Consider the following 25,949-nt stretch of genomic DNA (forward strand, 5'->3'; position numbering starts at 1 on the left):
AATGGGCTGGATTATTTCGAATAAAATGAGGAAATCTAACGCAATGTTTCTTTCACCAATTGGCCCATCTGACTGCTCAGAGAACCTAACTCTTCGATAATTGAGCTGAAATCTTGTACGAGCTCTGCTTGTTCATTTGATGCGGTATTGACCTGGCTCATACTACCCATTAAGCCTTGTAAATTTTGAGTAATATTTTTCAGTGAGTCCTCGATTTTTTCTGTTGCAGTTTTTGTTTCTAGAGAAAGCTTTCGGACTTCTTGAGCAACAATATTAAATCCTGCTCCGTGCTGACCTGCACGAGCAGCTTCTATAGAGGCGTTTAGCCCGAGTAAATTCGTTTGTTGAGATATCGATTTGATGAAATCTGTTACACTATGTGACGCCTCTGAATCTTGCAAGGCTTGACGTGATTGAGCAGTAATTTCCGTACTTGTTGCTGCAAGTTCTTCTGAATGAGAGGCTACAAGATGTACTTTATCCTGTAAACCAAGGATAACATTTTGCAGATTTTCCATATATGATTGAAGCTTTTCTTGATTTTCGGTTGAGAATACTAAATTTAAAAGGCCAATGACACGACCGTCTTCCTTAATTGGGTACATTTTTGCGTGAAGTGAGATTCCAAATTGTTCTGCGGGAATATCAAGCGCGGCTGTTTTCCCAGCATATACTGCTTGTACATCGTTAGAAATTTGAATTTTATCCCCAATCTTTATCCCCATATCTACTTTATTCCCTGGAGCAGCAAAGTAAACCTGGCTATTCTTACGATCCACTATACTAATACAAATTTCGTTGTTGAAAGCCATTTGTATGTAAGGTGTTGCTTGTTTTAATGCTTCAAGTAAACTCATATTATTAGTCCCCTCCCTAGAGATGCCACTAAACAAATAACAAAGAAGTATTATTTGTGAAATTAGTGACTATATGCATTCAAATATAGATATAAATAACTATACTACACCTATCATAACGTAGATGTTTTGTAGTGTAAATGTTTAACTTTATGTACTGTAAAAGTATGAATAAAAGCTTACTCTATCTTTTCTTTGTAGTTAACCAACAAAAAACTCAAATAAAAAGACCGTCTTCTAAGACAGCCTCTAAATCAAACATATTCATTTGTCATTTTGTTTCTCTTTTTCCTGATCATCTGTCGACTTGATCATCGTCTTGCCAAGAATTAGTAATGCTAAGAACATTACACCAACGCCAACCGCAAGATAAAACATCGTGAACACCTTACCTAAATTTGTGTCAGGTGAAAGTGCAGTGTCTACTCCACTCGGAATTAAACTGACTACACAAAAATAAATGGCATCAAGAATCGACCAACCTTCCACTGACGTATAAAACATCGTCCCAGACAAAATAATGAAAAATAAAGTCGTAAATAAGGAAATAAACATTGGCTGACGAAAGGCGCGAATGAATGCCTGTAATAGCCGTTTTGAAGTTAATATAAAGGAAATCATATAGTCTCTCCTTCTTACAATGGTTTGGAACTAGTATACAACAAGTATGAGAAATATTAAAAGTTATTTCGATAGGTTTAAAAGAACTATATCCTGTGATTTTACTGATAGTATAAAACTAAATTTTGATTATGAGACCATAAAAATTTGTTGTTATGATATAGTGGTTAAAAGCTATAGTCAGCCGATTCCTTTTTATTTTATATAAAAAAAATGACTATATACAGAAATTTTTTCAAAAAAACTAATGAGAGTATGACTTAAATATATAGTTTGATGGGAAAATAAATTGGGAGAGATTTAAATGAAGAGTATTTTTAAAGAAATAACGATCACTTTTGTAGCAATAGCTCTTTTGTTCAGTCTAGCAAATCCGACATTTGCAAAAACAAGCAGTAGTCCTAAAACTAAGCAAGTAACACTTACTGAAAAAAGCAGATTATTTACTGGAAAAGGAGGATACGGTAGAAAGTCAATAGTAGCTGCTAAAAAGCAAGTAACGATTATCAAAACTACTAAAGATAAATGGATGCAAACGAAGGATAAAAAGTGGATAAAGAATGGTTTTACCGGAGATAATATCTATCTCTCAAAAAAGACAACGACTTATAAAAAAGTAAAAGGTGCAAAAACAAAAACAAAAACGAAGCTAGTACCAGGTATTTATAAAGTAAGTAATGCAAATACAAATGGTTGGATAAAAGTTAAAAAGGGTAGCAAAGCATACTGGATTAGATCTGGTAAATTTGTCGATAGCTACATTGATTTAGGTAATAAAAAAATGCAAGATCAAATTGTTAACTCAATAAATAAAGAGCGTAAAAAAATGAAATTGAAACCAGTAAAGCAAGATCCAAAACTAACAAAGCTTGCTATTATTCGTTCCGTAGATATGGAGAAAAATCGTTATTTCAGCCATACAAGTCCGATTTATGGTAGTTGGAACAATCTCCTTAAAGGATCAAGCTATCGAACTAATTCAGCAGGAGAGAATATCGCAGCAGGTTATCAAACCGCAAATAGTTACATGAATGGCTGGATGAACTCAGCTGGTCACCGAGCAAATATATTATCACCAAATTATCAAAAAGTGGGCGTTGGCATCGTAATTTCAGGTTCAAAAGCCCAATACCAATCATATGGAACGCAAATTTTTGCTAAATAACTATTCAATACCTCTCAACTCTTCGGATTTAGAGGTATTTTATTGTGATTTAGGACGTGAATATTCAAATAAGTAACAAACGATGTGACTTCCGCAACAAAGCAAGTATTTCTAGCAATAGCACCCAATGCACGAAGGACATGCTAACAAGTGATAATCTGTCTCCATTTTTTGAGATTCCAGTATAGGTCATTTGGTAAAATAATCGACCATCATTATCGAGGAAATGGAGTAACTCTAAAAAAATCTCATCACAATTAATAAGCTGCTAATCTCATATGAGAATCAGCAGCTTATTTTCTTTAGACGACGATTACTTACTTTGATTGCTTCTCCAACAACTCTATAATTTTATCCATTTTTTCATTTAGTTGTGCCGATTCATTTTTCGGACTTGTATTAATAATGATCCTTCTAATAAATAGCATGAACGAAACTGTACCTAAAATAATAAGTGAAATGCAAATTACAATTAATAGTATACTCCCGAGACTATCCATCCAATCACTCCCTCATTATTTATACGTTTTAACTTAGTAAGCGTTCCATTTTTACAGATATTACGTAATTTAATAGCGTTCTCACTTCATAATACTAGTGTATTTGAAAGATTAGTGTTTATTTAATCAATCTTTATTTCAAATCTACGCTTATAAAAAATAAGAACAGCTAAATTACTATTTTTCCTCTCCTAAGATAAAATCTATTCCAGCCATTTCAACACCATTCAAAACGATGGCTATCTGATGCTTACCTGAATAATGTTTTCTTGTAGATAGATTCTTGAAGGAATGCGATCTAGTAAAAGTATAATCACCTGGTAGATAAGTATTTTCCGTTATTTTAAAGAGTTTCCGCTTGTTTATACCATTAGCTTTCATGAAGTCGATACCGTATTCTACTCTGAGTTTAATAACATCAGTGGTTGGATTGTTGACTGTAAATTGAAAAGTAAAATTTTCACCAATGGCTAATTGTTCAGTTGACAGAGTAAGGTCTTTAATATGAACAGTAGGATTATGATGGAAGCCGAACAATGAAAGTGTTTCTGGATCGGCTTTTCTAAGTAATGTTCTGGAAGCGTGTTTGACAATCCAGTCTGTTTTAGAATTTTGCCCAATCCATTCTTTACAGATAGCCTTAACTAACTCTGGATGATCCTTTGTTATATCATTTAAATTATTCGCGACGCTTTTACGAACATACTCACTATCATCTGCTTTTAAACGTTGTAAAATCGGAATGATTGGAGAAGGGTCTACTTTAAATATTGTTAGAGGAGCGGCCCATGGAAGACGAGGACGACACCCTTCGCTCGCTAACCTCCGCACATGCTCACTGTCATCTACTGCCCATTCTTCCATAATCGCCATCATTCTTTCTGGATTTTGTTCAATGAATGGACGTACAGCAAATTCAGCGCTGATTGAGATAGTAAATAGCTTTAATGCTGGTATGGACGTCTCCCAGTCAGATAAACCATAAACTTCAATAAAATCAGGTAAAAATAAATATTCAAAGCCTTTGCATTCGGGTACCATGTTACTTAATATGTCAATAGCTTTGGCATACGACTGTGGTAAAGTAGCTCCTAATGTATGGGAAATATGCCGGGTTCGTTGTTTCAACTCCCGTTGTGCCCATTCTTCGTCAAATAATTGAGTCATGAAATATTGTTCATCAAATAACGGATAGACCTGTTTTAATTTTTCACAAAATTGCTTGAAAAGCGCTTCATTATAAACGTGTTTTAGAAGTTCAGCCATTCTTCAGTTAGCTCCTTTTGATGTAGTCATGATATGAATAAATAAACCCCTAATCCGATTAAGAATCAGAAGTTTATTTTTAGCATATCTTAAAATGGGGAATAGTACCAATGCTATATTTTACCCTAAGAAATCATTCATATAGCCTAATCTGATTGCGTCCATTTTCTTTAGCATTGTATAAAGCCGAATCAGCATGTTTGAAGAGTTCACGGAATGAATTTAATTCACCATTACGATTTGTAGCTATGCCTATACTGACTGTAAAGGAAAGAAGGGAATCTTCAATTGGAATTTCTAAAGCAGCCAACGTTTGATTAATTGTATTTGCAAATGCCATCACTTCAGTAGAAGTTAAATGACGGAGTAAAATGACAAATTCATCACCGCCAAAACGTGCTACAAAAGTCGTTTCTAGATCTGCTAATTCTTTGCAAGTTTTTGCTACTAGTTTGATGACATCATCACCGATTAGATGACCGTATTTATCGTTTATTGATTTAAATTTATCAATATCGAATACTAGACATGTAACGTTTGTCTTTTCATGAGCCGCTTCTAATAGCCATTTATCTGCTACTTCCTCTAAATGATAGCGATTGTAAATATCGGTTAAACCATCTAAGTTTGTTCGTTCTTGAATAGCTGTCACACGATGTTGAATTTCTAACTGTAATGTTGTTTTATATATGGCAGCTTGTTTAATCTCATGTAAAATATCTACGTATTCTTTATAGTAGAAAAAACCTTCTTCATAGCGATGTAAACACTCACAAAGATTTATTAAAAGTGAAATAACTTTTTTCCTAGCTGTTAAATTCCTTGCTTTTGTAGCCAGCTCTTTGCATGTAACTAATGCTTTGAAACTTATTTCTTATTGTTCTTTTAAATAATATAATTCCCCAGCATATTGATAATAGAGGATTTGCCATTTAATAGAGTTTGAATCCGCTAAACAAGCAGATAATGTCCCTAAATACTTGGCCGCATCATTTAGGCGATCTAAATTAAGAGAAGCCTCAACAAGGTTGGCTAGAGCTTGAAAAGTAAGTTGTGGCATATCAGCATGTTCTAATAATGATATATCTAAACTGCGCAATGCATAATCATGTGCTTCAACGTACTTTTTCTCCGCAATGGCCACCTTGCTTAAATTACAATAGCAATTGCTAATCGTATTTGTGGCATGTGTTTTATTTGCGAGTTCGATATTTTGCAAAATTGTTTCCCGTGCTTTTCCCCAGTTTTCATTATATTCATATAGAAAAAAATAGTAAATAAAGGTTTTCCTGCGCTTTATCATCCAGTTCTTCTTTGTTTTGTTGACAATATTCATCATATAAAAAAGTATAATGGAAAGCATTTTTTAAGTCACCTAATGCGTGGTATGAAACAGAGAGATACATATAGCCATAACGAATGCCAACATGATCCTGTTGAATCGTTGCCTGGGAGACTAACTCATGACCAAGTGAAAGTGTTTCTTGAAAGTTGCCCGTTAAATAAGTAGTGTGTGTTGTGTTTTTTAAGTTTTCAATTGTCGTTATCATATGCGTAACCACCTTTATTTCAAGTCAGTTCAAACAATAGCACAAAAATTGTTAGGTATAACTACTTACGAACCATCTTAACTCATAAGTTTGAAAAATGTCATCTGATACTATAATTATATTAAAATGGTATATATTTTACATTGTTCTCAAGCATAATTCATGGGACGGGGATAATTCATAGGGGAGTAACTTTAATAATGGTAATTGACTGAATAGTTGGTATAATCAGTAATAGTGGTGGTAATATAATGAAAAAATTCATTCATTTTCAATTAAATCAGCTTCACCTATATAAAGGAGTGCTGTAAAATGGACAAACTAAATGGCCAATCATTTCATAATATACAAAATAATATTGAAAAAATGAAAGAACTTTTCCCGGAAATTTGTATAGAGAATAAAATAAATTTTACTAAGCTTCAATTGTTACTAGGTGAACAAATAGAAATTGAAAAGGAATGCTATGATTTTACGTGGAAAGGTAAAGCAGCAGCAATCCAATTGGCAGAGCAACAAACAACGGCAACTTTGCGTCCGAATATTGAAAGTAGCTTGGACTGGGAGAAAACGAAAAACCTTTATATAGAAGGAGATAATTTGGAAGTGTTACGAATCCTTCAAAATAGTTACCGCAATCAAGTGAAAATGATTTATATCGATCCACCATATAATACCGGAAATGATTTTGTTTATAAGGATAACTTCCGTAACAATATTAAAAATTACAAAGAAAAAATGAATGAGAGCTTAAAATCGAATGTATCGACTAGTGCAAGATACCATACAGAATGGTTAAATATGATGTATCCTAGACTGAAAATTGCGCGCAATTTATTGTCTGAGGATGGGATTATTTTTATCTCGATTGATGACAATGAGATTGATAATTTAAAACGCATTTGCAATGAAATTTTCGGGGAAGAGAATTTTGTCACAACAATCGTCGTCAAAATGTCCGAACCAACTGGCGTTAAAATGACGCACGTCAAAAAGAATATCCCGAAATTAAAAGAATATGTGCTCTGCTATAAAAAAAGGAATATTACTTTTGAGAAAATATGCATCCCAAAACATACTTGGGACAATGAATATAAAACAATCATCACGAATGTTAGCAAAGAAGAAATAGAAGAGTTAAAGTCAATTCGTGATAATGAAGAGAGAACTGAAGAAGACATAAAAAGAAGTGATGCTATTTTAGCAAATCTTCAAATGGTCTCCGTTTCCGAATACGCTCACAAGAAAAATGTTAATAAAACAGAATTCGAGTCATTTTTATTTACGAATGCTTGGAGAATTATTAGAACCGTTTCAATGACAGGCAACGGAAAGAACATTGCCGACGAAAAGAAGAGGGCGAACAAAAATCGAGCATTTGTTATAACTACGCCGAATAAAAAATTATATTTTATAAATAATCATTATAATTCAGAAGTAGATTACCCTCGTATTAAAATACTTTTTGCAGATGATTATTTAACAGTACACCCATGCGATCTTTGGACAGATATTAAAACTACAGGACTAGACAATGAAGGTTTTGTCGACTATCGAAATGGAAAGAAACCTTTAAAATTGATCAATCGATTATTAAGTATGGTCGCTCTAAACGACAATGATATTGTAATGGATTTCTTCTCTGGTTCAGGTACATTTGGTGAAGCAGTTGTTCGATACAATTTAGAGAACAACCAATCGATTCGCTACATACTCGTGCAAATCGATGAAGATCTCATTCAATCACATGAAAAATTTATGGGTGTCGCTAAAAAGGATGCCGAAAATCTTATAAGCTATTTAAAAAGTGTTGGTAGAAAACCGTTATTATCAGAACTTGGCAAAGAGAGGATGACTCGAGTAAATAAGGAATTAAAAAATAATACCAATGATGATTTAGGATTTAAAAGTTTCAAATTAGATACGACTAATTTAGTACTGTGGGATGAAGTAGCATCCAATATGGAAAAACCTCCATTAGATAAAATTGGACCAGTGAAAAAAGGACGAAGTGAAGAAGATGCCGTATATGAAATTCTCATCAAGTATGGCATGGATTTATCACTGCCAGTTGAACGACTACTACTAGCGGATCGTATAGTTTATTCAGTGGACGGGGGTTCCTTATTTATTTGTCTTGAAAAGGAATTGACGCTTGAACAAATAGACATTTTGTCGAATGAAAAACCAAGATGTATTATTTTCTATGAGAACTGCTTTACAAACGATACTGTACGCTCAAATGCGCAGCAATTATTAAAACATAGCGGAGTGGAAGATATTCGTGTTATTTAGGAGGAGATATAGCCCCAACGTGAACGATGGACATAAAATGAAAGAAGGACGGGATAAACAATGAAAAATGAATTTTTTGTCGGATGGGGCACACTCACACTCATAAATGCCGGCATTGCACAAGGCAAAAATCGGTCAGGATTAAACTGGTTTCTACTAACATTAATTTTAGGCCCAATAGCAACACTGATATTAGTACTCGTTGATAAAAAGTAATAGAACATAAAAAAGAGCAGTGGTTGCTCTTTTTTTCATTAATGATTTAAAACCTTTGATAAGAAAATTTGGGCGCGTTCTGATTCAGGATTTGTAAAAAATATATCAGGTGGATTGACTTCCACGACTCGTCCCTCTGCCATGAAGACGATGTTGTCGCAAATTTCTCGTGCAAAGCCCATTTCATGTGTCACAACAATCATCGTCATCCCTTCCTTGGCAAGTTTACGAATGGCATCTAATACTTCTTTTATCATCTCCGGATCGAGAGCGGAGGTAGGCTCATCAAAAAGCATTATTTGTGGATCCATAGCCAATGCTCTTGCAATAGCGACTCGTTGTTGTTGCCCCCCTGACAGATGGGACGGATGAACATTCATTTTATCAGCTAAGCCGAGAGAACTAAGTAACTCTTTGCCCATTTTTTCTGCCGCTGACTTTGGAATGCCTTTTACTTTAATAGGGGCAATTGTGACATTTTCAAGTGCCGTTAAAAATGGATATAAGTTAAAGCTCTGAAATACGAATCCAATATTCGTGCGGGCTTTATTAATATCTGTTTTTTTATCATGAATGGATGTGCCATCTACAATAATTTCTCCGCTATCAATTTCTTCAAGAGCATTGATGACGCGGATAAGCGTAGATTTTCCTGCTCCACTAGGTCCAATTAAGGCAATGACATTTGATTTTTTTATTTCTAAATTAATATCTACTAAAACTTGATTAGTACCAAAGCTTTTATTGACATCTTTAATAGAAATCATGGACTCATTCCTTTCTTAATACTCACTTTTTAGCCAGCGTTTTTCAAACTGGCGGATGATTAGTGATAATGTAAACGTCATGGTGAAATATAACAGGGCAACAAATGACCAAATTTCAATATAACGATAGGAGAGAGCTGCCAAATTTGTCGCTTTTAACGTTAAATCTACTGCTGAAATAGTTGAAACGAGTGATGAATCTTTAATAAGAATGATAAATTGCGATGCCATAGGTGGTAATGTTTTTCGGAATGCTTGTGGCAGAATGATTAAGCGCATAGCCTGATAATTGGACATACCAGATGAACGTGCAGCCTCCATTTGACCTTTCGGAAGGGATTGAATACCACCACGTACAATTTCCGCTATAAATGAACCCGAAAAAATAGCGAGTGAAATGATTGAGCCCCAAAAAGCGCCAAGTTTCAAAAATTGGCCTAAAACGAGATGAATCCAAATTAAAATAACAAGTAGGGGCACCCCGCGCATAACTTCAACATATACAGAAGAGATAAATCGGATGATGGGATTTTTCGAAATTCGCCCAACGCCAAAAACAATCCCAATCGGTATGGCAAATAGTAAAGATAAAGCAGAAATTTCGAGTGTCAAATAGATACCTTTAAAAAAGATATCGAGATTATTCGTGATGACGCTCCAATCAAGTTGGTATTTCATAATGCAGGATCTCCTCCATTGATCTGACTTCAAATAAGGGCGTAAAAACGATTAAAAGCCTTACGAACGGAACGAATTAGCGTGTAAGGCTTTCAATGTCACCACAAGACAAATACTATTATTCTTCTACCACTTTAGTATTAATATCCCCATACCAATCATCACTTTCAAACCAATAAGTACGAGAAGCTAGCTCTTCAGGGCCACCTAAATAATTATAAAGAAATGAATTAAGCCACTGTACAGTTACTAAATCGTTGTGAGCAACGGCAATCCCTAAGTTTTCTGCCGAAATGTCTTCATCTAAAATACGAGACTTTCCATTTTCCTTTTGCCATATACGGACAGAAGATTCGTCATAAATCACGGCATCTAACTGACCTGTCAGCATAGCTAAAGCAGCAGCGGGCATTTCTCTATAATCTTTGAACTCTGCATTCTTGAAATTTGATTTCGCTAAAATTTGACCAGTTGTTCCAATAATAGTGGCAATTTTGTTTCCTTTTTTATCAAGTTCCTTCCAAGACTTCGTTGTTTTGTTAGTGTCTGGCAATAGCACTACCTGTCTTGTTTGATAATACGGATTTGGGAAACTCACAGATAAAGCACGAGGACCAGTGATCGTCATACCAGAAACGATCATATCAATTTCTCCAACTTGCAACGCAGCGATTAATCCATCAAATGAATACTCTTTAAATTCTACCTTGACATCTAACGCCTTTCCTATAGCTTTCGCGGTGTCAATATCATAGCCTACAAATTCGTCCTTCGTATTTACCATCTCAAAAGGTGCATAACCTGTAGCGGTACCAACAACCAATTTACCTGCTTTTCGTACGCGATCAATTGTCGACTCTCCTATGTTTCCAGTCGCATCACTGTCACCACCTCCACATGCTGACAAGACAATACTCATCACCAATAGAATAACTAGTAAACTCTTTTTCAACTTTTTCTCCCCCTCTCAATCAAATTGATATAACTATTAAACCTAATATATGGAGTGCGAAGCTGAAAATATACCAACTAACTTTGTTATTTAATAGATAATTGGAAATTTGAGAATTTTCACTAGTTAACAATGACGATAATGATTAAATATAAAATTGAATAAGATAATAGTCACTTGAATCAATACTATTTAAAAATATGTATGATTCAATCAAGCAAAAACTACCTACTAAACAGAAATGTAGGTGGTTTATTATTTTGTTCGAGAGGATCTCTACTATAGAAAAGCAAGTTATTGGGATTTTCATGGAAGTAAATAGGGTATAATGGTGCTTGTGGAATAAATAGAATCTTAAAATATAAATTAGAAGAGGTGTAACATGGTGAAACGATTAAAATATGTAATCACGATTGTACTATTAATGAGTAGTTTAGGTTTTAGTAATCTACCAAAAGTTGAGGCAAAAGCAGATATAACGATAGAATATGTGAAAGTTGAAGTGTTAAATGTCCGTGAAAAAGCTACGATTAGCTCAAAAAAGTTGGGTCAATTAAAGAAAAATGTGCGAGTGGCGGTGATTAGCACATCAAAAGGCTGGTCAAAAATTCAATATAAAGAGGGTACTGCCTATGTTTCATCAGATTATTTTGCATCAAAAGCAGTACAAAATGTGACAGGTAAACTGGCACCGAAAGTAGGTAAGTATACATACAATTACTATGAAGAGGGTGTCTATCAAGGTAAAAGCACAGACATATTCATAAAAATAAAAGAAGGTGTCAAAACAAAGTCTAACACTGGGGTGTATACTTCGTATTTTGAAAATAGTAAGTTCTTCACATATCTTTCGCCTCTCGGGCATACTGATTTCCAACTGAACTATCCATTAAAAAAGGGCATGAAATGGGGAGGTGAACAAGATAAGTTACAAATTCAAAATGTCAATGCAACAGTAAAAATAGCAGCAGGCACGTTCAAAAATGTTGTCATCGTGCGCATGGATCATACAGCATATAACACGTATTCCCATTACTATATAGCACCTGGTAAAGGTATTATTATGTGGAAATTAAATGGCGAGAAAAAGTTTCAATTGGCGGAATATACAAAATAAAAATGGATCAAAAAAATGTTCAATCTCCATAAATGGAAGTTGAACATTTTTTATTTATCTAAGCTTATAGAAACGTACAATAAAAAAAGCCATCGTTCCAAATAAGACTAAAAGGAAAAGTAACATCTCATAAATCCCAAGTATACTTTTACCACCATGGGCCATGTGCATGATATCCCATGAAATATAAGCGAAAAATAGTAGAATTTCATTTTTTATAACATTACAAAGCAGCATAGAATTCTTATAAAGCCGCTCAGTATTTTCAACTGTTAATTTACTATAATTATGTAAATGTGGCTTTAGCTCTAATACATGGCAGAAAATCCATAACGCCACAGCAAGCGCAGGGACAATAAAAAATACCCACTTAGAACCCCATCCATCAGGCTCTCCCAATGCATTATAATGAATCGGTACCTGCACCGGCAGACTAGACCATTGTGTAATGCCATAAATAATTGCTGCAACAAATGCCCCGATTGCAAGAACATCCAATGTCTTTTGCAGTGCAGATCGAGGGAAATGTAGTTTGGGTTGATTTAACATATGATAACCTCCTTATTCTGTATACGGGCAATAGAGGAAAAGGTTTCGATTGAATTAATTTGGATCTTTTAGGGTGTGGATATTTAGCTAAAACACAATCGAGTAAGTTAATGCATCTATATTGGAATCTCAACGAAAGACCCGTAGTCCATCATGGATACGGGTCTTAAATAATTGTAGAACTTATTTATGAAATGGACTATTTCAATTTTACAAGTGTAAAGCCATAATCAGGGTTGATACTTTGGATACGGCCGACAATCGGTGAATAAAAGTTAGTTGTTTTACCTTTTTTAATAGCAATAACATTATCAAACGTACCGGCATTAGTGTAAATAGTAGCTTTCGTATTCACAACTTTATAACCTCTTCCGAATTCCTGTTTTTTCTTAACTGGATATTTTACTGTTAAATGTAATGTAAATTCTTCACCAATTCCTGTATATAGACCTCTACTCGTTTCAAATTCAAAGTATCCCCAAGGCGTTGGGTCTTGAGTGAAAACCCAAGTATTGATGATGCCGTAATTTTTCTTAACGAAATTGGTTGTAATCGTATCTCGGTGATCATAGCTGCTAGGTGTTAGATCTTTATACGTATATTTTTTTGATGTATTCATTGTGTAGCTTGTGTACTTTTTATTTGGCTGTGGTTTTGATTTTTCTAAATACTTTGTTTGGATATAGCCATGCAAGTTTGTCGTGTAAAGCTCCGTCCATTGTCCCTTTTTCTTTCCTGTAATCATAACTGCATCACCATTTTGTACTTTTGTATAGCTAAATGAAGATGACTTTGCCTGGGATTTAATCGCAATGGCTTTACTACCAGACACTTTTACATAACGAAGAGATGTAATTGGCGCTTTTTTAGAAGCGGCCTCAGTTATCAGCAATGTAGGTGAAAAGATAGTAAGAGCAATAATAAATGATAACAAATACTTGAATAATTTCTTCATGAAAATCCTCCTTTATTACACTATATTACCTTTTTTTGAATACAAAGTAATTATCCTTTTTGTTAGGAATAAAAATGGCCTGTTGGAAAAGGTATTTAGAAGGTGAATATTCTTGTAAATAACAGTCCATAGAGTTTGCGCAACAAACGAGCTCACTTGCGCAACAAACAGGCGGACTTGCGCAACAAACGAGCTCACTTGCGCAACAAACAGGCGGATTTGCGCAACAAACGAGCTCACTTGCGCAACAAACACCCAAATTAAAGCAGCAATCCCTACTCTATTTCAATTTCTACGCAAAAGTCCTTTCATTATGGTATAAATATAGAAAGGTATTTACAGATAAATAAGGAGGCAACATGATGAACCTACATTTAACGAACAAACAACGCCGAATTTTAAGCTCTCAACAGAAGGTGAAGGCTGATTTTATATTACGAAATGCACAGGTGGCAGATGTCTTTAACTTGCAATGGAGACAGGCTGATATAGTTGTATCAGCAGGGTATATTGTGGCCATTGATTCGAATAGTCAATATGAGGCAGAGCATGAAGAGGATGCAGCAGGACGTTATGTCATTCCTGGTCTTATAGATGGGCATATTCATATTGAATCATCCATGTTAACGCCATCGGAATTTAGCCGTATATTATTGCCGCACGGAATTACAACGGTTATAACGGATCCACATGAGATTGCAAACGTTTCAGGTGCAAAAGGGATTCAGTACATGTTAGATGATGCTAAAAATGCGGTGATGGATATTCATGTGATGCTGCCATCAAGTGTGCCTTCTACGGCGTTTGAAAACGCAGGAGCAGTGCTGGAAGCTGAGGATTTGGCTCCTTTCCTCACACATCCAGATGTCCTTGGCTTAGCCGAAGTAATGGATTTTCCTGCTGTACTAGAAGGTAATGAAAAAATGCTTGCTAAAATCGAACAAACTGAATCTATTAAACGAATAGTTGATGGACATGGTGCTGGACTATCAGCACAGCAAATTCGAGGATATCGTGCAGCGGGTATCCAAACAGATCATGAATGTGTAACGGCAGAAGAAGCGAGAAATCGAGTGCAGCAAGGTATGTATGTGCTAATTCGTGAAGGCTCAGCAGCCAAAAATCTCCGTGCCTTATTACCAGCTGTAACGCCAACTAATGCACATCGCTTCCTATTTTGTACAGATGATAAACATTTAGATGAGCTTATGCACGAAGGTAGTATAAATTATGACATTGCACTGGCGATTAAAGAGGGGATGGAACCACTTCAGGCAATTCAATTAGCCACTCTAAATGCAGCAACTTGCTATCAGCTACAACATAAAGGTGCATTAGCAGAAGGGTTTTTAGCAGACTTCATACTGCTTGAAGATATCCAAACTTGTAAGCCACAAGCCGTATGGAAAAATGGCGAGAAGGTTGCAAAAAATGGGCATATGCTACAACAAAAAGAGGGAGAAACCCATATCCCAACTACTATTTTACAATCCGTGAATATTCCAGCGCTGACAGCTGCAGATTTGACTATCCCTTTTAATAAAGGTACAAAAGCGAATATTATCGACATTCAGCCAAATCAGTTAATGACTAGTAAGCGTGTAGCTGATGTCACTGTTGAAAATGGTGTTTTCGTATCATCTGTGAAGGATGATCTGTTAAAATTAGCTGTCATTGAACGTCATCATCAACTTGGTAATATTGGTCTTGGTATCACTCATGGCTTTGGACTTCAAAAGGGTGCTGTTGCGACTACTGTTGCTCACGATTCACACAATGCACTTGTGTTAGGAACAAATGATGCGGATATGCTCTTAGCCGTTGAAGCATTGCAAAATATGCAAGGTGGTTATGTTGTCGTAGCAGATGGAGAAATTTTAAGTGCTTTGCCACTACCAATTGCTGGACTGATGACCGATCAACCAGCGCCAATTGCTGAAAAACAACTAAATGAATTACATGAAGCATTACTTCAGCTCAACCCAGATTTAGATTTTCATCTATTCTTAACGCTTTCATTCATCAGCTTACCTGTTATTCCAGATATTAAATTGACAGACACCGGATTATTTGATGTCGTGAACTTCCAGCATATTGCTGTTGAAGTGGAGTAGGACATTTAAAAACGTTAGTTTGAACAAATTGTTCAAGCTGACGTTTTTATTTTGGAAATATTTACAGATACTTCTTGTGATGATAGAATTAATTAACTTTAAATAAAGGATTGCACAGTGTGTTGCATTCTTTATTTTGAAGTAAATATCATGGGGGTCGCTGCCAATATTAAATACCTATTTTTAATTTTGTTTTTGTCTATTTAGGTGACGTTAAAATTATGATAGGGGTGTAACGATGATAGAATTAAACACAGAAAGATTAAGATTAATCCCATTAAATGCAGAAAGCTTGAAGTTGCTAATTGATAATCAAAATGAGATGGAAATAAAGTTATCTTTAAATAAATCAGAAGGAGTTCTTAGTAAAGAACTTAAACATGCTATGGAATTTAGGCTTTCAAAAGTAATGGAAGATCAGCAAAATTTTTTATGGTACACCAATTGGTTAATTGTATTGAGAGAAGAAAACTGTATAGTTGGTGGCATAATGTTAAAAGGCCGCCCAAATGAAAATGGTGAAGTAATAATTGGCTACTACACGAGTCCCGAGTATCAAGGAAATGGTTATATGACGGAAGCCGTTTCTAATATTAAAAGTTGGCTGTTAAATCAGCCAGATGTTATGTATGTTATAGCTGATACCGATAAAGCCAATATTGCATCGCATAAGGTATTAGAAAAAACAGGAGCAGAAATCTATAAGGAGACTGAAGACTTATACTTTTGGAGATTTTTCTGAAATAAATCCTTAAAAAAATTAGATAATGTTCAGCGTTAAAAAGTTGGTTACGGTATCCGTGCAAAATTATCATAGAAAATATTAAGAGCCTGTTTTTAAATAGGCTCTTTTATATTTGAAAAATAACGCTATAAGATGTTCGTTTGATTGGAATCTTTCTTCAGTACTTATTCCTAGCTCTATTTCAATTTTTTAATAAAAAGCTCTTCATGTATAAGTTGAATCGAGTGCCCCATAGAGATCAGTTGCTCCGCTTTTTGAAATTTACTACTTTTGTGACCAGTTTCAGATCTTTCAATACTATTGCGACTAATGACCAAGTAGTCGGTCTGTTTAGAAATGACATTACTAAAAATGCCACCAGCTTGTCGTACCTTTTGCGCAGCGGTCGTTCGAGTCATGCCATGTAAGCCACCTGTAAAGACAATAGTTTTTCCTTTGAAAAATGGTTCATTACTGGTTTGTTTCGCATTTTGTATGACGGTCATATTTATATCAAATAATGATTTTACATGAGTTATATTTTTTGTTTTCCCAAGTTCAAGTACGATTCTAGCAATAATTTCAGCATTCTCCAAAGTAAGGGGAATAGACAATTTTGAAGCAACTGAGGCCAATTTAAAATTCGGTAACTCTGGGCATGCTTTTTGCGCTAATTCAAGTGTACATCCATATTGACAATAGGGGGGAAGCTGCTGAATACTTTCGCATGATTCTTGAATGACATTTTCATCATATTTAACATAGTGAGCAACGACGAATTGATTGTTTAGCCACTGACATAATGTTGGGTAAAATTCCTTAAACGTTGGCGCATGCTGAACGTTTTCAGCTGTTAAGCCATGATGATGCGTATGATATTCATCAAATGGTTGCTCTGGGTTTATATAAGTAAACAGGGTATCCTGTATTTCTCCATCCACCACTTTTACTAATCCAATCGAACAAATACTATCTCGCCATTGGTTGGCTGTTTCAATATCAATGGCTATAAAGTCCATGTAAAGTCCTCCTAGGTTAAAACATATAAAGCTATTATAGCAATAGATTTATATGTATGGGCCGTTTGTACGCAAAGATACTATGGCTAATGGTAAGTTATACAATTGTAGATACGCCGACATCAATGGATAAAAATATTATTATTGCTCTTGTCATATCGGATTTTATATTCATTGTTGTAAGTATAGTTTCAGATATTTTAGCTACTAAAGATCGAGAAAAAGGCATGTTTAAATTCTACAATATTACTTATCTTCTTCGGAGTTCTGTTAACACCTATTGTCATGGGGGAACGAAGCGTAAACATTTAAAATCATGGACAGAGTAAAGGTTATTTCTGATTTAAGGAAAAAGGAAAATAGCTGAATTTATTGAGAAAGAAAATCCCGCCAAAACGTTTTGGCGGGATCTTTTTATTGTTTTATAAAGTTATGTTCTATAAGCGTTTTCTCAAGAAATGCTTGACAACTGTCTGTGAAAAGGTCAAATGTGTCCTGGAAATCACTTGTGTAGTAAGGGGCCAACACACCTTATTTATGGATAGTTAAGCCTAGTAGAATACCATGACCTTGTGGCAGCGGAATCCACTTCCACTTTATCACGCAGATTAACTTTCTCGAGTAAGTCTAGGAATAATGCATCAGCTATTGGTGAGAGGTGAATGCTTCCAAGGTAGACAAATAAGACGTTTGTCATGCATGTATCTCATATGTAGATAATCGTGTATATGCTATGTGATTCAAAAAGCATACACAATAAATTCTACGACGATTACAGATTGAAAATAAGTTCATAAGTCATGAAAATTAATGAAAATTAGTAGTGTTATAAGGTTGTATGATTCGAAATAACTATCATTTAGATATACGAGGAGTGTATTATATGGTATTATTAAATAATTAATTAACGAACTAGATGACTTCTTAGCAAAATAACTTCTCAAGAAATAAGTTGCTAATTCAAATTATTGCTAGCTCGAAAAACGTGCTATCTATTTTATTTCATACATGTAGAAATGGTAATTCTAAACAAATATAAAAGAGCCTTCTATTCATGTTTTAGAAGCTATTTATCTATAGAAGGAGTATCATTTATGCTTCAATCGATATTATCAAATCTTGCCATTATATTATTACTACATTTAGTCGTGCATAGGATAATGAATTATAGAAAAAGTTTACGGAATTATTATTTTTTCTTATTAATTGTACTGACTTTTTCAGTAGCAGTTATCACTATGTTTTATTTACCAATCGAATTTGACGGATATCGGGTAGATTTACGAATGATTCCCCTTGTTTTTTTGGCTTATTTTAGTAATTGGAAATTAACGCTTCCTGTATTAGTTATTTCCTCTATTTGGTATTCTTTTGAAGGAGGAATTGGTACTACTCCTGGGATTATCTTTGGGATGATTGGACCAACCCTTTTAACATTAGCAGTGTATAAAAAAAATAAATACGATAGTTGTTATTTTGACAAAATCTTACTTATTACGATTTGTTGGTTTATTTCAGATTTCCCTATTGTTTTTATTGTTCCAAATGGGCTTGATATTTTTCAAAGGATTTTTATATGGCGATATGCTGCCCTTATTGGAGCAGCATCAGTTTGGTATGCTTTAGTTTTATTTGAAATTAAACGAGAACATTTAAAAAATCAATTAGAATTTGTTGCATGGCATGATTCACTAACAAAACTTTTGAATAGAAATAAATTCTTCGAGGTAGTGGAAGTAAAACGGGAAAAATCAGATGTAAATCATTATTTAGCGATGGCTGATTTGGATCACTTTAAGAAGTTAAATGATACATATGGACATGTAGCAGGCGATCATATTTTAATCGAAATATCAGACATATTTAGAAAGTATGAATGTGATCTTGTAAAAGTTGGAAGATATGGTGGCGAAGAATTTATCATATATCAAGGACAACCTAGTTTTGAGCAGGCTGTTTTGTATTTAGAGGCAATCCAAAAAGAGATACGAACGACACTATTTTGTATTGATCAGGATATCGCGACCCATGTAACTATCTCTATTGGTGTAGCAAAGTTGGAAAATGATATGTCATTACTAGAAGCAGTTAAACAGGCGGATAGAAATTTATATATGGCAAAGGAAAATGGTAGAGATCAAATCAAGACATCAGCTGACCAAATAAAAAGTACACTTACAACAGTTGGTGGAGAATAAAGAAAGAATGAAGCACTAATCCCCTTGATAGGACTGGGTGTCTAAAACTACAATTAGCTCAATTGTAATTAATGGAATATTCGATCTTTAGTAATCATAAATATAAAGTAATTATACTAACAGCTAATTATTTTACTATTGAAAAAATAAATGATAGAATATAGTAACGATAAAAACTGAAATTATCCGCTAGCTTAATTGAAATCATTTTAGAAGGAAATCATTCTGAATGTGGAGTCATAAATAGGTTAGCGGGTTTTTGTATATTTTCAAGTAACCAGCCACTGAATCTTTATAAATTCGAGCTAGTGAAAGGAATGAGCAGATGAAATTATTACAAAAAGATGTTGGCAGATGGGTAATTGTTCAAAATCTTAATGGCTATATTTTGTCTGTTGACGAAGACAAAACAGCGGCAGTCGTCAGATTTTTCGTTGACGGACATCAATATGACCGCACCGCGCAATTCGAAGAGGTCCAAGCAAACAACAAAACCAACTTACAAATTCAAGATTTACTAGAACTACAAGAATTAGCACTTGAAACGGATGACAGAGAGTGGTTCGAGCAGCTAGGTAAACAAATAGCAAAATTCAAAGTAGAGTTTTAGATGGGAATTTGCATGATATAAAAGACTTTGTTATGAAAGTAAGAAAATTAAAAGAAATGAAAAAGCAGGGGTGCCTCCATCAATGGCATCCCTGCTTTTAGTATTTTTACTCTTCAATCTTCACTAAATAATCAATAATTCCCATAGCTGAAACTGCAGTATCTAACGGAATAACTTTGAAAACAGGGTGACCAAGCAATAAACCATGCTGTAATACATAGTCATTTACTACTGCGTTCAGACGACATTCTAAATCTCTGGTACGCTCGGAAAACTCCTCTTTAGTAGCCATCGCCTTTTTACCTTCCTTTAAGAAAATGGGCAACCATTCACGTACTTGCTGGTAGGCCACTCCAGGATTTCGGTAAACGCCATAATGTCCAAAGTATAACTGGTCTGCATTGAGTTTCTCATATAACTGAATCGATTGTTCCATCGCTTCTGGATCGAATTGATTCGGTGAAGTAGAAGGGATGATTAAGTCAAACTCCTCACCCGTAAGCTCAGGATAATAAACCCCTGTCGTATCGCCAACGAAAATTCCATTTGTTGCACTCTCATGTATGGAAATATGGTGATTGGCATGACCTTTCGTATGATAAAAAGTTAAAGTCGTCTCCCCAAGCTCAAGTTTCTCTCCATCTTCAACTGTCCGCATACGCTCTTCGGAAACAGGCAAAATTGGATCAAATAATGTATCGAAATTGTCTCCATAAACAGACTTCGCACTCGCGATTAAGCGACTTGGATCTACCAAATGCCTTGCGCCCTTAGGATGCACGAGCAGCTTCGCATTTTTGCATTGCTCCATAAATAATCCAGCACCACCCGCATGATCCAAATGTATATGCGTCAAAATCAAATAATCCACATCTTCAGGTGCCACCCCTAGTTTCTGAAGTCCCTTGATAATATAAGGTACAGAAGGGCTTGCAGATGTTTCAATCAATGCAATCTTATCATCTAAGAGTAAATATGAACTCGTTCGATTTGGCTGTCCCAAATCATAACTATCAATACAAAACAAACTTTCGCTAATCTGTTCAATCTTTCCCATCCCAAACGCCCCCAATTATATGTAGTTGATATTTAGTGTAAATAGATTGAAAGGAAATGTAAAAGGAAATGATTGAGATAATGAGATGTTTATATCAGAAAGTTTCCAGATAGTAATAAATAGAGGGATTTAATGAAGTGAAAATTCAGATAAATAACAATCAAGCCAACTTGCGCAACAAACAACGTACTTTGCGCAATAAACACACAGACTTCCGCAACAAACATGACACTTTGAGCAACAAACACCAATAATTCCCCACAAAAAGCCAAATGAAAGTAAAACTTCCATTTGGCCAGTCTATTAAAGCTTAAATTTATGGATTTCTTCTTGTAGTGAAGCCGATTTTGCATTTAAATCTTGGGCTATATTATGGACATCCTGCATTGTAGCCACTTGTTCTTCAATTGATCCAGATACCGCTTCAATTTGCACAGAAGTACCATCTGAATGGTTGGCGATCTCTGATATAGAAGCGGCCACTTCTTCAGCACTTGCTGAAATTTCCTCGGAAGCAGCAGAAATGTCTTCGATTTGTGAGGACATCGAACGCACTGCACCTGTGATCGAGCAGAATGAAACATCCGCTTGCTCGATGATTTTGACACCTTCTTCAACAGTTAACAAGCCTTGTGTGACACCATTTTCAACATTTTTTGTATCTCGTTGAATAGTGGCCGTTAGATGGACTATTTTGTTGGCAGATGTTTTTGATTCCTCTGCTAGTTTTCGGACTTCATCGGCAACAACAGCGAAGCCTTTACCATGTTCACCAGCACGAGCGGCTTCGATTGCAGCATTTAAGGCAAGTAAATTCGTTTGCTCCGTAATATCTGTAATTACTTTTGTAATATTTTCTATTTCAACAGTTTGTAACCCAAGCTTTTTTGTTAATTCGGTAACAAGAACAGTTGCATCATAGATACTCTGCATTTGCTCTTTCGCGTTACTAAGTTTGGCTTGTCCTTCTTCCGCAATAGTTAATGTATTGATAGCCGTACTATGCAAAGTTTGACTTGATTCGGCAATACGCTGAACGCCAACCGCTGTTTCACTCATAGCCACAGTACTTTCTTTGGCAGCTACAGAAGACATTTGAGCATTTTGTGAAGTCGTCTCAATGCGAGTCGAAACATTTTCGGTAGCTCGTGATACTTCTTCGGTACTTGAGGATAATTCAGCTGCAGAAGTTGACAAATGCTCAGCACTATCATTCGTTGCTTTAATTAAATGGTGTAAATTTTCTTTCATATCATTAAATGAATCTGCTAATTCACGCAGCTCATCTTTCGTACGTATTGTAATTTTCGGTTGTGATAAATCACCATTCGCTACCATTTTAACAGCTTCAGTTAGCATACGAACAGGTGTAGCTATCAATTTAGTAATAATAGTGCAAATAATAGTAGCTACAATTAAATTCACTATGAAATTGACACTTGATGCAACAGTTGCATAGTCTGTTTGGTCTTTAGCATCTGTTTGTATTTTATCTAGTTGCTCATGTTGATATACCAGCATATCCTGTACATTCGTTAAAATTTTGTCATTTGTAGTCTGTACAAAATCATTCATCAACTCGATGGCTTTTTTATCATTGTCGGATTGATGTGCGGCTATTGTTAGTTTTGCATAGCGATCGAACACCATTTTATTAGCGATTGAATCTTCGACTAATTTCTTCATCGTACCCGATTTTACCATTGTTTTTAATTCGGCTAATTTGTCATCAAAAATGACTTGATGCTCTCGTAATGAATGTAAAGAATCACCTTGATCTTGTAATAAATATCCGCGCAAATAAGAACCTTGCAGAGCCATCTCATTTTGAATATCATCCACTAACTTCATTTGAACAAAGCGGTTATCCACCAATTCTTCGAGCGTGTGATTAATCTCCCGCGTATGTTTTACATTAAATACTGAGGAAATACCAATAAGAATAACCATCAGTGAAAATCCTATTAATAATTTTCTTCCTATTTTCAATGAAATCACTACTTTCAATAAGGTTTACCAATAGTAACGGGAAAGGCTGAATTACTTTGGGACTTATTTATCATAACCTATTTTAAGGAAGAATGTGATGTATTTTACAAAATTTTTTATTAATTCTAAAATTTTTCTACTTATTCTTTATGGTTATATGTTAATAATACCTTTAATAACTTGGTAATGTATTTAATTGGTAATGTAATATAGTGAATGTAGTTATAAAAGTTTGGCTATAAACGTAAAAAAAGAGGATGTCCCATACTATTCGTGGGTATCCTCTTAATTTATTGATAAATGTTCAGCTGTTGACCCGCTTCAATATTGTCGGAGTTTAGTTGATTCCATTGCTTGATTGATGTGACTTTGACATCATAGGCTTTTGCAATCAGCATAAGAGAGTCGCCATCTTCTACTTTGATGGTTTTTTTACTTTTTACTGGTTTGTCGTATTGCGTTAAGTCATATTCAGCGATGAGTTTGTTGAGCTTTTTATTGTATTTTGAATCGGTTGCATAGGACCCTGTTAAATGTTTGGTCGCATCCTTAAAGGTTTTTGTGTTGCTTTTGAAAACGCCTGTATAATACTGTTTGTTCCATGAAAGACCGTTACGAAGTAAACGTACATAATCTTTTAATGAATCTTCGTAGGAAGGGTATTTGCGGAAATCAGCCATAACGGTTGTCATTTTACCAGTGCCATCATCTTCGGACGTTTCAAGCTTCACCGAGTCGTTTTTATACTTGCCCTTAATGCCAAATAAATTATTGTTCGGTGAGGAACCGAGGCCGCTTTGTCCATATTCGCTTTCTAACGTAGCTTGTGCAATCATAACAGAGGCGTATAGATCATTTTCAGCAGAGAGTTGACGTGCTGTTTCAGCTATGGTGCCGATGAACTCTTCAACACTTTGATTTTTCTCTACGTATGCTGGATCAGAACTGTCAGTTTGGTTATATGAATTTTCAAATTTTTGCACGAAAACATAAATAGATATACCAATCAGAGCGAATAGTACAACCATGCCTATCAGTAGCTTTGCTAGTAATTTCATTTATTTGACGGTATTGCAAATTTGCAATACCTTCCTCCCTCCAAATATTTAAAAAAATATAAAATCAGATCATTCCTAACTATTGTAAAACAAGTAGACAAGTTAAAGCAAAGGATTCTTTCTATAAGAGTATGTAATTAATAGGACGAGCTAGGAAGGTAAATAGTTCCGAAATTTGGATGCGTTTATTCTAAGTAGTAATCTTTATTTTATTTCTTGCATAATATAATATATAAGAGTACGATTATATAAGTGAATAATTATATATGAGGTGATAATATGGGTTCACTCACACAAATGGAAAAACAATTAAAGGCCATCAGTGATGCAAATCGTTTGAAACTGCTCGCTTGTTTAAAAAGAGGGGAAGTCTGTGTATGCGATTTAGTCGATGTATTGCAAGTCTCCCAACCAGCAGTTAGTCAGCAACTTCGAAAACTAAAAGAAGCGGGTATTATTTTAGAAAGAAAAAAGGGCACATGGAAGCATTATCGATTAAATGAGAAGCAGTCTCCATATATTCAGGCGGTACTTGATGCATTAGAACCGATCACACTTCAACAATGTGGTTCGACTTGTACTTCAAATGAAGGAGACAATTAAATATGAATAAACCATTAACAAAGCAATTATCTTTTCTAGACCGTTATTTAACTCTGTGGATTTTTGTAGCAATGGGAATAGGGATTTTACTGAGCGTCGTTGCACCCAATTATAAAGAAACATTAGACGCTTTATCAATAGGTACAACATCGATTCCCATTGCCATTGGGCTAATCGTCATGTTGTATCCACCACTTGCAAAAGTGAAATATGAAGAAATGTGGCGTGTATTCAAAGATTGGAAAGTACTTTTACTATCATTGGTTCAAAACTGGTTGTTAGGGCCATTTTTGATGTTTTTCTTAGCTATCATTTTCTTGCGTGACTATCCAGAATATATGGCAGGCTTAATCATGATCGGTCTTGCACGATGTATTGCAATGGTCATCGTATGGAATGATTTAGCACGTGGTGATAATGAATATGTAGCAGGATTAGTTGCTTTTAACTCCGTGTTCCAGATTCTATTCTATTCGGTTTTTGCTTATTTCTTCTTGAACATTATGCCAGGTTGGTTCGGATTAGAAAATCTATCAATCTCCATTTCCATGTGGGAAATTACTAAGAGCGTCATGATCTATTTAGGTATACCATTTGCTGCAGGCATATTAACACGGTGTATTGGAATCCGATTAAAAGGAAAAGAGTGGTATGAAACCGTACTAATTCCTAAATTAACACCATTTACATTAATCGCATTACTCTTCACGATTGTCATGATGTTCTCTTTAAAAGGTGATAAAATTATAGAATTGCCATTAGATGTCGTACGAATTGCCATTCCACTACTCATTTATTTCTTAATCATGTTTGTTGTATCTTTTTTTTCTTCTCGTAAAGCAGGCGCAAATTATCCTGTCACAGCCGCTTTATCATTCACCGCAGCTAGTAACAACTTCGAATTAGCAATTGCAGTTGCAGTAGCCGTATTTGGCATCCATAGCGGGGTAGCATTTGCAGCGGTCATTGGTCCACTTGTTGAAGTGCCCGTATTAATTGCACTTGTTGGAGTTGCACTTAGATGGGAGAAGAGATATTTTTAATTGGAAATATTACTAGAGATAGATTGTTTTAAGCATTTTTATATAT

The 25,949-nt window shown here is 35.0% G+C and carries 28 protein-coding genes; 11 read left to right on the forward strand and 17 right to left on the reverse strand.

Annotated elements, in window-relative coordinates; genetic code table 11:
- Nucleotides 1-35 precede the first annotated feature (35 nt).
- Complete coding sequence (locus tag JFL43_RS18695; protein ID WP_200750205.1) at nt 36-857, reverse strand: methyl-accepting chemotaxis protein; 822 nt, start codon at nt 855-857, stop codon at nt 36-38.
- A 264-nt stretch (nt 858-1,121) separates the two neighbouring features.
- Entirely contained in the window at nt 1,122-1,478 is a 357-nt protein-coding gene (locus JFL43_RS18700) for a potassium channel family protein (RefSeq protein WP_100796987.1), read from the reverse strand.
- A gap of 304 nt (nt 1,479-1,782) precedes the next feature.
- On the opposite strand from JFL43_RS18700, the gene JFL43_RS18705 reads away from it, so the two are divergent.
- Nucleotides 1,783-2,643: a CAP domain-containing protein gene (locus JFL43_RS18705; RefSeq protein ID WP_200750206.1), complete on the forward strand. Its 861-nt coding sequence runs from the start codon at nt 1,783-1,785 to the stop codon at nt 2,641-2,643.
- Between the two features lie 317 nt (nt 2,644-2,960).
- Here the strand turns inward: JFL43_RS18705 and JFL43_RS18710 are convergent, their stop codons facing one another.
- The 5 genes from JFL43_RS18710 to JFL43_RS18730 form a co-directional block, all read right to left on the reverse strand.
- A complete protein-coding gene (locus JFL43_RS18710; protein WP_100796989.1) occupies nt 2,961-3,143 on the reverse strand; it encodes a DUF4083 family protein in 183 nt (60 codons plus the stop codon).
- Between the two features lie 177 nt (nt 3,144-3,320).
- Nucleotides 3,321-4,409, reverse strand: coding sequence for a DNA alkylation repair protein (locus JFL43_RS18715; RefSeq protein ID WP_200750207.1), 1,089 nt, complete (start codon nt 4,407-4,409; stop codon nt 3,321-3,323).
- A gap of 133 nt (nt 4,410-4,542) precedes the next feature.
- Nucleotides 4,543-5,061: a GGDEF domain-containing protein gene (locus tag JFL43_RS18720; RefSeq protein ID WP_200750208.1), complete on the reverse strand. Its 519-nt coding sequence runs from the start codon at nt 5,059-5,061 to the stop codon at nt 4,543-4,545.
- Between the two features lie 222 nt (nt 5,062-5,283).
- Entirely contained in the window at nt 5,284-5,628 is a 345-nt protein-coding gene (locus tag JFL43_RS18725; RefSeq protein ID WP_200750209.1) for a hypothetical protein, read from the reverse strand.
- 37 nt (nt 5,629-5,665) lie between these two features.
- Nucleotides 5,666-5,959 (reverse strand): hypothetical protein, encoded by a 294-nt coding sequence (locus JFL43_RS18730; protein WP_200750210.1) that lies wholly within the window; start codon nt 5,957-5,959, stop codon nt 5,666-5,668.
- Between the two features lie 312 nt (nt 5,960-6,271).
- Between JFL43_RS18730 and JFL43_RS18735 the strand changes: the two genes are divergently transcribed.
- Both JFL43_RS18735 and JFL43_RS18740 read left to right on the forward strand, forming a co-directional pair.
- A complete protein-coding gene (locus JFL43_RS18735; protein ID WP_200750211.1) occupies nt 6,272-8,254 on the forward strand; it encodes a site-specific DNA-methyltransferase in 1,983 nt (660 codons plus the stop codon).
- A 60-nt stretch (nt 8,255-8,314) separates the two neighbouring features.
- The gene (locus JFL43_RS18740) at nt 8,315-8,470 is read left to right on the forward strand and encodes a hypothetical protein (RefSeq protein WP_200750212.1); all 156 of its coding nucleotides are present in this window, start codon (nt 8,315-8,317) and stop codon (nt 8,468-8,470) included.
- Between the two features lie 38 nt (nt 8,471-8,508).
- Here the strand turns inward: JFL43_RS18740 and JFL43_RS18745 are convergent, their stop codons facing one another.
- The 3 genes from JFL43_RS18745 to JFL43_RS18755 form a co-directional block, all read right to left on the reverse strand.
- Nucleotides 8,509-9,237: an amino acid ABC transporter ATP-binding protein gene (locus JFL43_RS18745; RefSeq protein WP_200750213.1), complete on the reverse strand. Its 729-nt coding sequence runs from the start codon at nt 9,235-9,237 to the stop codon at nt 8,509-8,511.
- A gap of 15 nt (nt 9,238-9,252) precedes the next feature.
- Nucleotides 9,253-9,915: an amino acid ABC transporter permease gene (locus JFL43_RS18750; protein WP_200750214.1), complete on the reverse strand. Its 663-nt coding sequence runs from the start codon at nt 9,913-9,915 to the stop codon at nt 9,253-9,255.
- Between the two features lie 118 nt (nt 9,916-10,033).
- Complete coding sequence (locus tag JFL43_RS18755; protein WP_234447889.1) at nt 10,034-10,867, reverse strand: transporter substrate-binding domain-containing protein; 834 nt, start codon at nt 10,865-10,867, stop codon at nt 10,034-10,036.
- 382 nt (nt 10,868-11,249) lie between these two features.
- Here JFL43_RS18755 and JFL43_RS18760 point away from each other — a divergent pair, with 382 nt between their 5' ends.
- The gene (locus JFL43_RS18760) at nt 11,250-11,984 is read left to right on the forward strand and encodes an SH3 domain-containing protein (RefSeq protein WP_200750215.1); all 735 of its coding nucleotides are present in this window, start codon (nt 11,250-11,252) and stop codon (nt 11,982-11,984) included.
- 54 nt (nt 11,985-12,038) lie between these two features.
- Here JFL43_RS18760 and JFL43_RS18765 read toward each other — a convergent pair whose 3' ends face one another.
- Together JFL43_RS18765 and JFL43_RS18770 are read right to left on the reverse strand one after the other, a co-directional pair.
- Entirely contained in the window at nt 12,039-12,533 is a 495-nt protein-coding gene (locus JFL43_RS18765) for a DUF1648 domain-containing protein (RefSeq protein ID WP_200750216.1), read from the reverse strand.
- Nucleotides 12,534-12,732: 199 nt separating this feature from the next.
- A complete protein-coding gene (locus JFL43_RS18770; RefSeq protein WP_200750217.1) occupies nt 12,733-13,488 on the reverse strand; it encodes a hypothetical protein in 756 nt (251 codons plus the stop codon).
- A 362-nt stretch (nt 13,489-13,850) separates the two neighbouring features.
- On the opposite strand from JFL43_RS18770, the gene ade reads away from it, so the two are divergent.
- Both ade and JFL43_RS18780 read left to right on the forward strand, forming a co-directional pair.
- Nucleotides 13,851-15,602: an adenine deaminase gene (ade, locus tag JFL43_RS18775; RefSeq protein ID WP_200750234.1), complete on the forward strand. Its 1,752-nt coding sequence runs from the start codon at nt 13,851-13,853 to the stop codon at nt 15,600-15,602.
- A 238-nt stretch (nt 15,603-15,840) separates the two neighbouring features.
- Complete coding sequence (locus JFL43_RS18780) at nt 15,841-16,344, forward strand: GNAT family N-acetyltransferase (RefSeq protein WP_200750218.1); 504 nt, start codon at nt 15,841-15,843, stop codon at nt 16,342-16,344.
- A 179-nt stretch (nt 16,345-16,523) separates the two neighbouring features.
- Here the strand turns inward: JFL43_RS18780 and JFL43_RS18785 are convergent, their stop codons facing one another.
- Nucleotides 16,524-17,345, reverse strand: coding sequence for an exonuclease domain-containing protein (locus JFL43_RS18785; RefSeq protein ID WP_200750219.1), 822 nt, complete (start codon nt 17,343-17,345; stop codon nt 16,524-16,526).
- An 89-nt stretch (nt 17,346-17,434) separates the two neighbouring features.
- Between JFL43_RS18785 and JFL43_RS18790 the strand changes: the two genes are divergently transcribed.
- Nucleotides 17,435-17,674, forward strand: a complete 240-nt coding sequence (locus tag JFL43_RS18790; protein WP_200750220.1) for a hypothetical protein — start codon at nt 17,435-17,437, stop codon at nt 17,672-17,674.
- A gap of 206 nt (nt 17,675-17,880) precedes the next feature.
- Here JFL43_RS18790 and JFL43_RS23250 read toward each other — a convergent pair whose 3' ends face one another.
- Entirely contained in the window at nt 17,881-18,042 is a 162-nt protein-coding gene (locus tag JFL43_RS23250) for an arsenate reductase/protein-tyrosine-phosphatase family protein (RefSeq protein WP_325166710.1), read from the reverse strand.
- A gap of 397 nt (nt 18,043-18,439) precedes the next feature.
- Here JFL43_RS23250 and JFL43_RS18800 point away from each other — a divergent pair, with 397 nt between their 5' ends.
- Complete coding sequence (locus JFL43_RS18800) at nt 18,440-19,543, forward strand: GGDEF domain-containing protein (RefSeq protein WP_200750221.1); 1,104 nt, start codon at nt 18,440-18,442, stop codon at nt 19,541-19,543.
- Nucleotides 19,544-19,868: 325 nt separating this feature from the next.
- Nucleotides 19,869-20,153, forward strand: coding sequence for a hypothetical protein (locus tag JFL43_RS18805; protein ID WP_100797003.1), 285 nt, complete (start codon nt 19,869-19,871; stop codon nt 20,151-20,153).
- A gap of 106 nt (nt 20,154-20,259) precedes the next feature.
- Here the strand turns inward: JFL43_RS18805 and JFL43_RS18810 are convergent, their stop codons facing one another.
- The 3 genes from JFL43_RS18810 to JFL43_RS18820 form a co-directional block, all read right to left on the reverse strand.
- A complete protein-coding gene (locus JFL43_RS18810) occupies nt 20,260-21,210 on the reverse strand; it encodes an MBL fold metallo-hydrolase (RefSeq protein WP_200750222.1) in 951 nt (316 codons plus the stop codon).
- 303 nt (nt 21,211-21,513) lie between these two features.
- Nucleotides 21,514-23,208 carry a methyl-accepting chemotaxis protein gene (locus JFL43_RS18815; RefSeq protein WP_325166711.1) on the reverse strand — a complete coding sequence of 565 codons (1,695 nt, stop codon included), beginning with the start codon at nt 23,206-23,208 and terminating at the stop codon, nt 21,514-21,516.
- 281 nt (nt 23,209-23,489) lie between these two features.
- Nucleotides 23,490-24,257: a glucosaminidase domain-containing protein gene (locus tag JFL43_RS18820; RefSeq protein ID WP_100797006.1), complete on the reverse strand. Its 768-nt coding sequence runs from the start codon at nt 24,255-24,257 to the stop codon at nt 23,490-23,492.
- A 279-nt stretch (nt 24,258-24,536) separates the two neighbouring features.
- Here JFL43_RS18820 and JFL43_RS18825 point away from each other — a divergent pair, with 279 nt between their 5' ends.
- Together JFL43_RS18825 and arsB are read left to right on the forward strand one after the other, a co-directional pair.
- Complete coding sequence (locus JFL43_RS18825) at nt 24,537-24,860, forward strand: ArsR/SmtB family transcription factor (RefSeq protein ID WP_100797007.1); 324 nt, start codon at nt 24,537-24,539, stop codon at nt 24,858-24,860.
- Nucleotides 24,861-24,862: 2 nt separating this feature from the next.
- Entirely contained in the window at nt 24,863-25,903 is a 1,041-nt protein-coding gene (gene arsB / locus JFL43_RS18830; RefSeq protein WP_200750224.1) for an ACR3 family arsenite efflux transporter, read from the forward strand.
- The last annotated feature ends 46 nt before the right edge of the window (nt 25,904-25,949 follow it).

This window comes from Viridibacillus soli (genome assembly GCF_016612995.1).
Taxonomy (GTDB): Bacteria; Bacillota; Bacilli; order Bacillales_A; family Planococcaceae; genus Viridibacillus; species Viridibacillus soli.

Coding starts and splice junctions, on each gene's coding strand:
- JFL43_RS18695 (WP_200750205.1), bottom strand. CDS start 857: ATGAGTTTACTTGAAGCATTAAAACAAGCAACACCTTACATACAAATG.
- JFL43_RS18700 (WP_100796987.1), bottom strand. CDS start 1,478: ATGATTTCCTTTATATTAACTTCAAAACGGCTATTACAGGCATTCATT.
- JFL43_RS18705 (WP_200750206.1), top strand. CDS start 1,783: ATGAAGAGTATTTTTAAAGAAATAACGATCACTTTTGTAGCAATAGCT.
- JFL43_RS18710 (WP_100796989.1), bottom strand. CDS start 3,143: ATGGATAGTCTCGGGAGTATACTATTAATTGTAATTTGCATTTCACTT.
- JFL43_RS18715 (WP_200750207.1), bottom strand. CDS start 4,409: ATGGCTGAACTTCTAAAACACGTTTATAATGAAGCGCTTTTCAAGCAA.
- JFL43_RS18730 (WP_200750210.1), bottom strand. CDS start 5,959: ATGATAACGACAATTGAAAACTTAAAAAACACAACACACACTACTTAT.
- JFL43_RS18735 (WP_200750211.1), top strand. CDS start 6,272: ATGGACAAACTAAATGGCCAATCATTTCATAATATACAAAATAATATT.
- JFL43_RS18740 (WP_200750212.1), top strand. CDS start 8,315: ATGAAAAATGAATTTTTTGTCGGATGGGGCACACTCACACTCATAAAT.
- JFL43_RS18745 (WP_200750213.1), bottom strand. CDS start 9,237: ATGATTTCTATTAAAGATGTCAATAAAAGCTTTGGTACTAATCAAGTT.
- JFL43_RS18750 (WP_200750214.1), bottom strand. CDS start 9,915: ATGAAATACCAACTTGATTGGAGCGTCATCACGAATAATCTCGATATC.
- JFL43_RS18760 (WP_200750215.1), top strand. CDS start 11,250: ATGGTGAAACGATTAAAATATGTAATCACGATTGTACTATTAATGAGT.
- JFL43_RS18765 (WP_200750216.1), bottom strand. CDS start 12,533: ATGTTAAATCAACCCAAACTACATTTCCCTCGATCTGCACTGCAAAAG.
- JFL43_RS18770 (WP_200750217.1), bottom strand. CDS start 13,488: ATGAAGAAATTATTCAAGTATTTGTTATCATTTATTATTGCTCTTACT.
- ade (WP_200750234.1), top strand. CDS start 13,851: ATGAACCTACATTTAACGAACAAACAACGCCGAATTTTAAGCTCTCAA.
- JFL43_RS18780 (WP_200750218.1), top strand. CDS start 15,841: ATGATAGAATTAAACACAGAAAGATTAAGATTAATCCCATTAAATGCA.
- JFL43_RS18785 (WP_200750219.1), bottom strand. CDS start 17,345: ATGGACTTTATAGCCATTGATATTGAAACAGCCAACCAATGGCGAGAT.
- JFL43_RS18790 (WP_200750220.1), top strand. CDS start 17,435: ATGGTAAGTTATACAATTGTAGATACGCCGACATCAATGGATAAAAAT.
- JFL43_RS23250 (WP_325166710.1), bottom strand. CDS start 18,042: ATGACAAACGTCTTATTTGTCTACCTTGGAAGCATTCACCTCTCACCA.
- JFL43_RS18800 (WP_200750221.1), top strand. CDS start 18,440: ATGCTTCAATCGATATTATCAAATCTTGCCATTATATTATTACTACAT.
- JFL43_RS18805 (WP_100797003.1), top strand. CDS start 19,869: ATGAAATTATTACAAAAAGATGTTGGCAGATGGGTAATTGTTCAAAAT.
- JFL43_RS18810 (WP_200750222.1), bottom strand. CDS start 21,210: ATGGGAAAGATTGAACAGATTAGCGAAAGTTTGTTTTGTATTGATAGT.
- JFL43_RS18820 (WP_100797006.1), bottom strand. CDS start 24,257: ATGAAATTACTAGCAAAGCTACTGATAGGCATGGTTGTACTATTCGCT.
- JFL43_RS18825 (WP_100797007.1), top strand. CDS start 24,537: ATGGGTTCACTCACACAAATGGAAAAACAATTAAAGGCCATCAGTGAT.
- arsB (WP_200750224.1), top strand. CDS start 24,863: ATGAATAAACCATTAACAAAGCAATTATCTTTTCTAGACCGTTATTTA.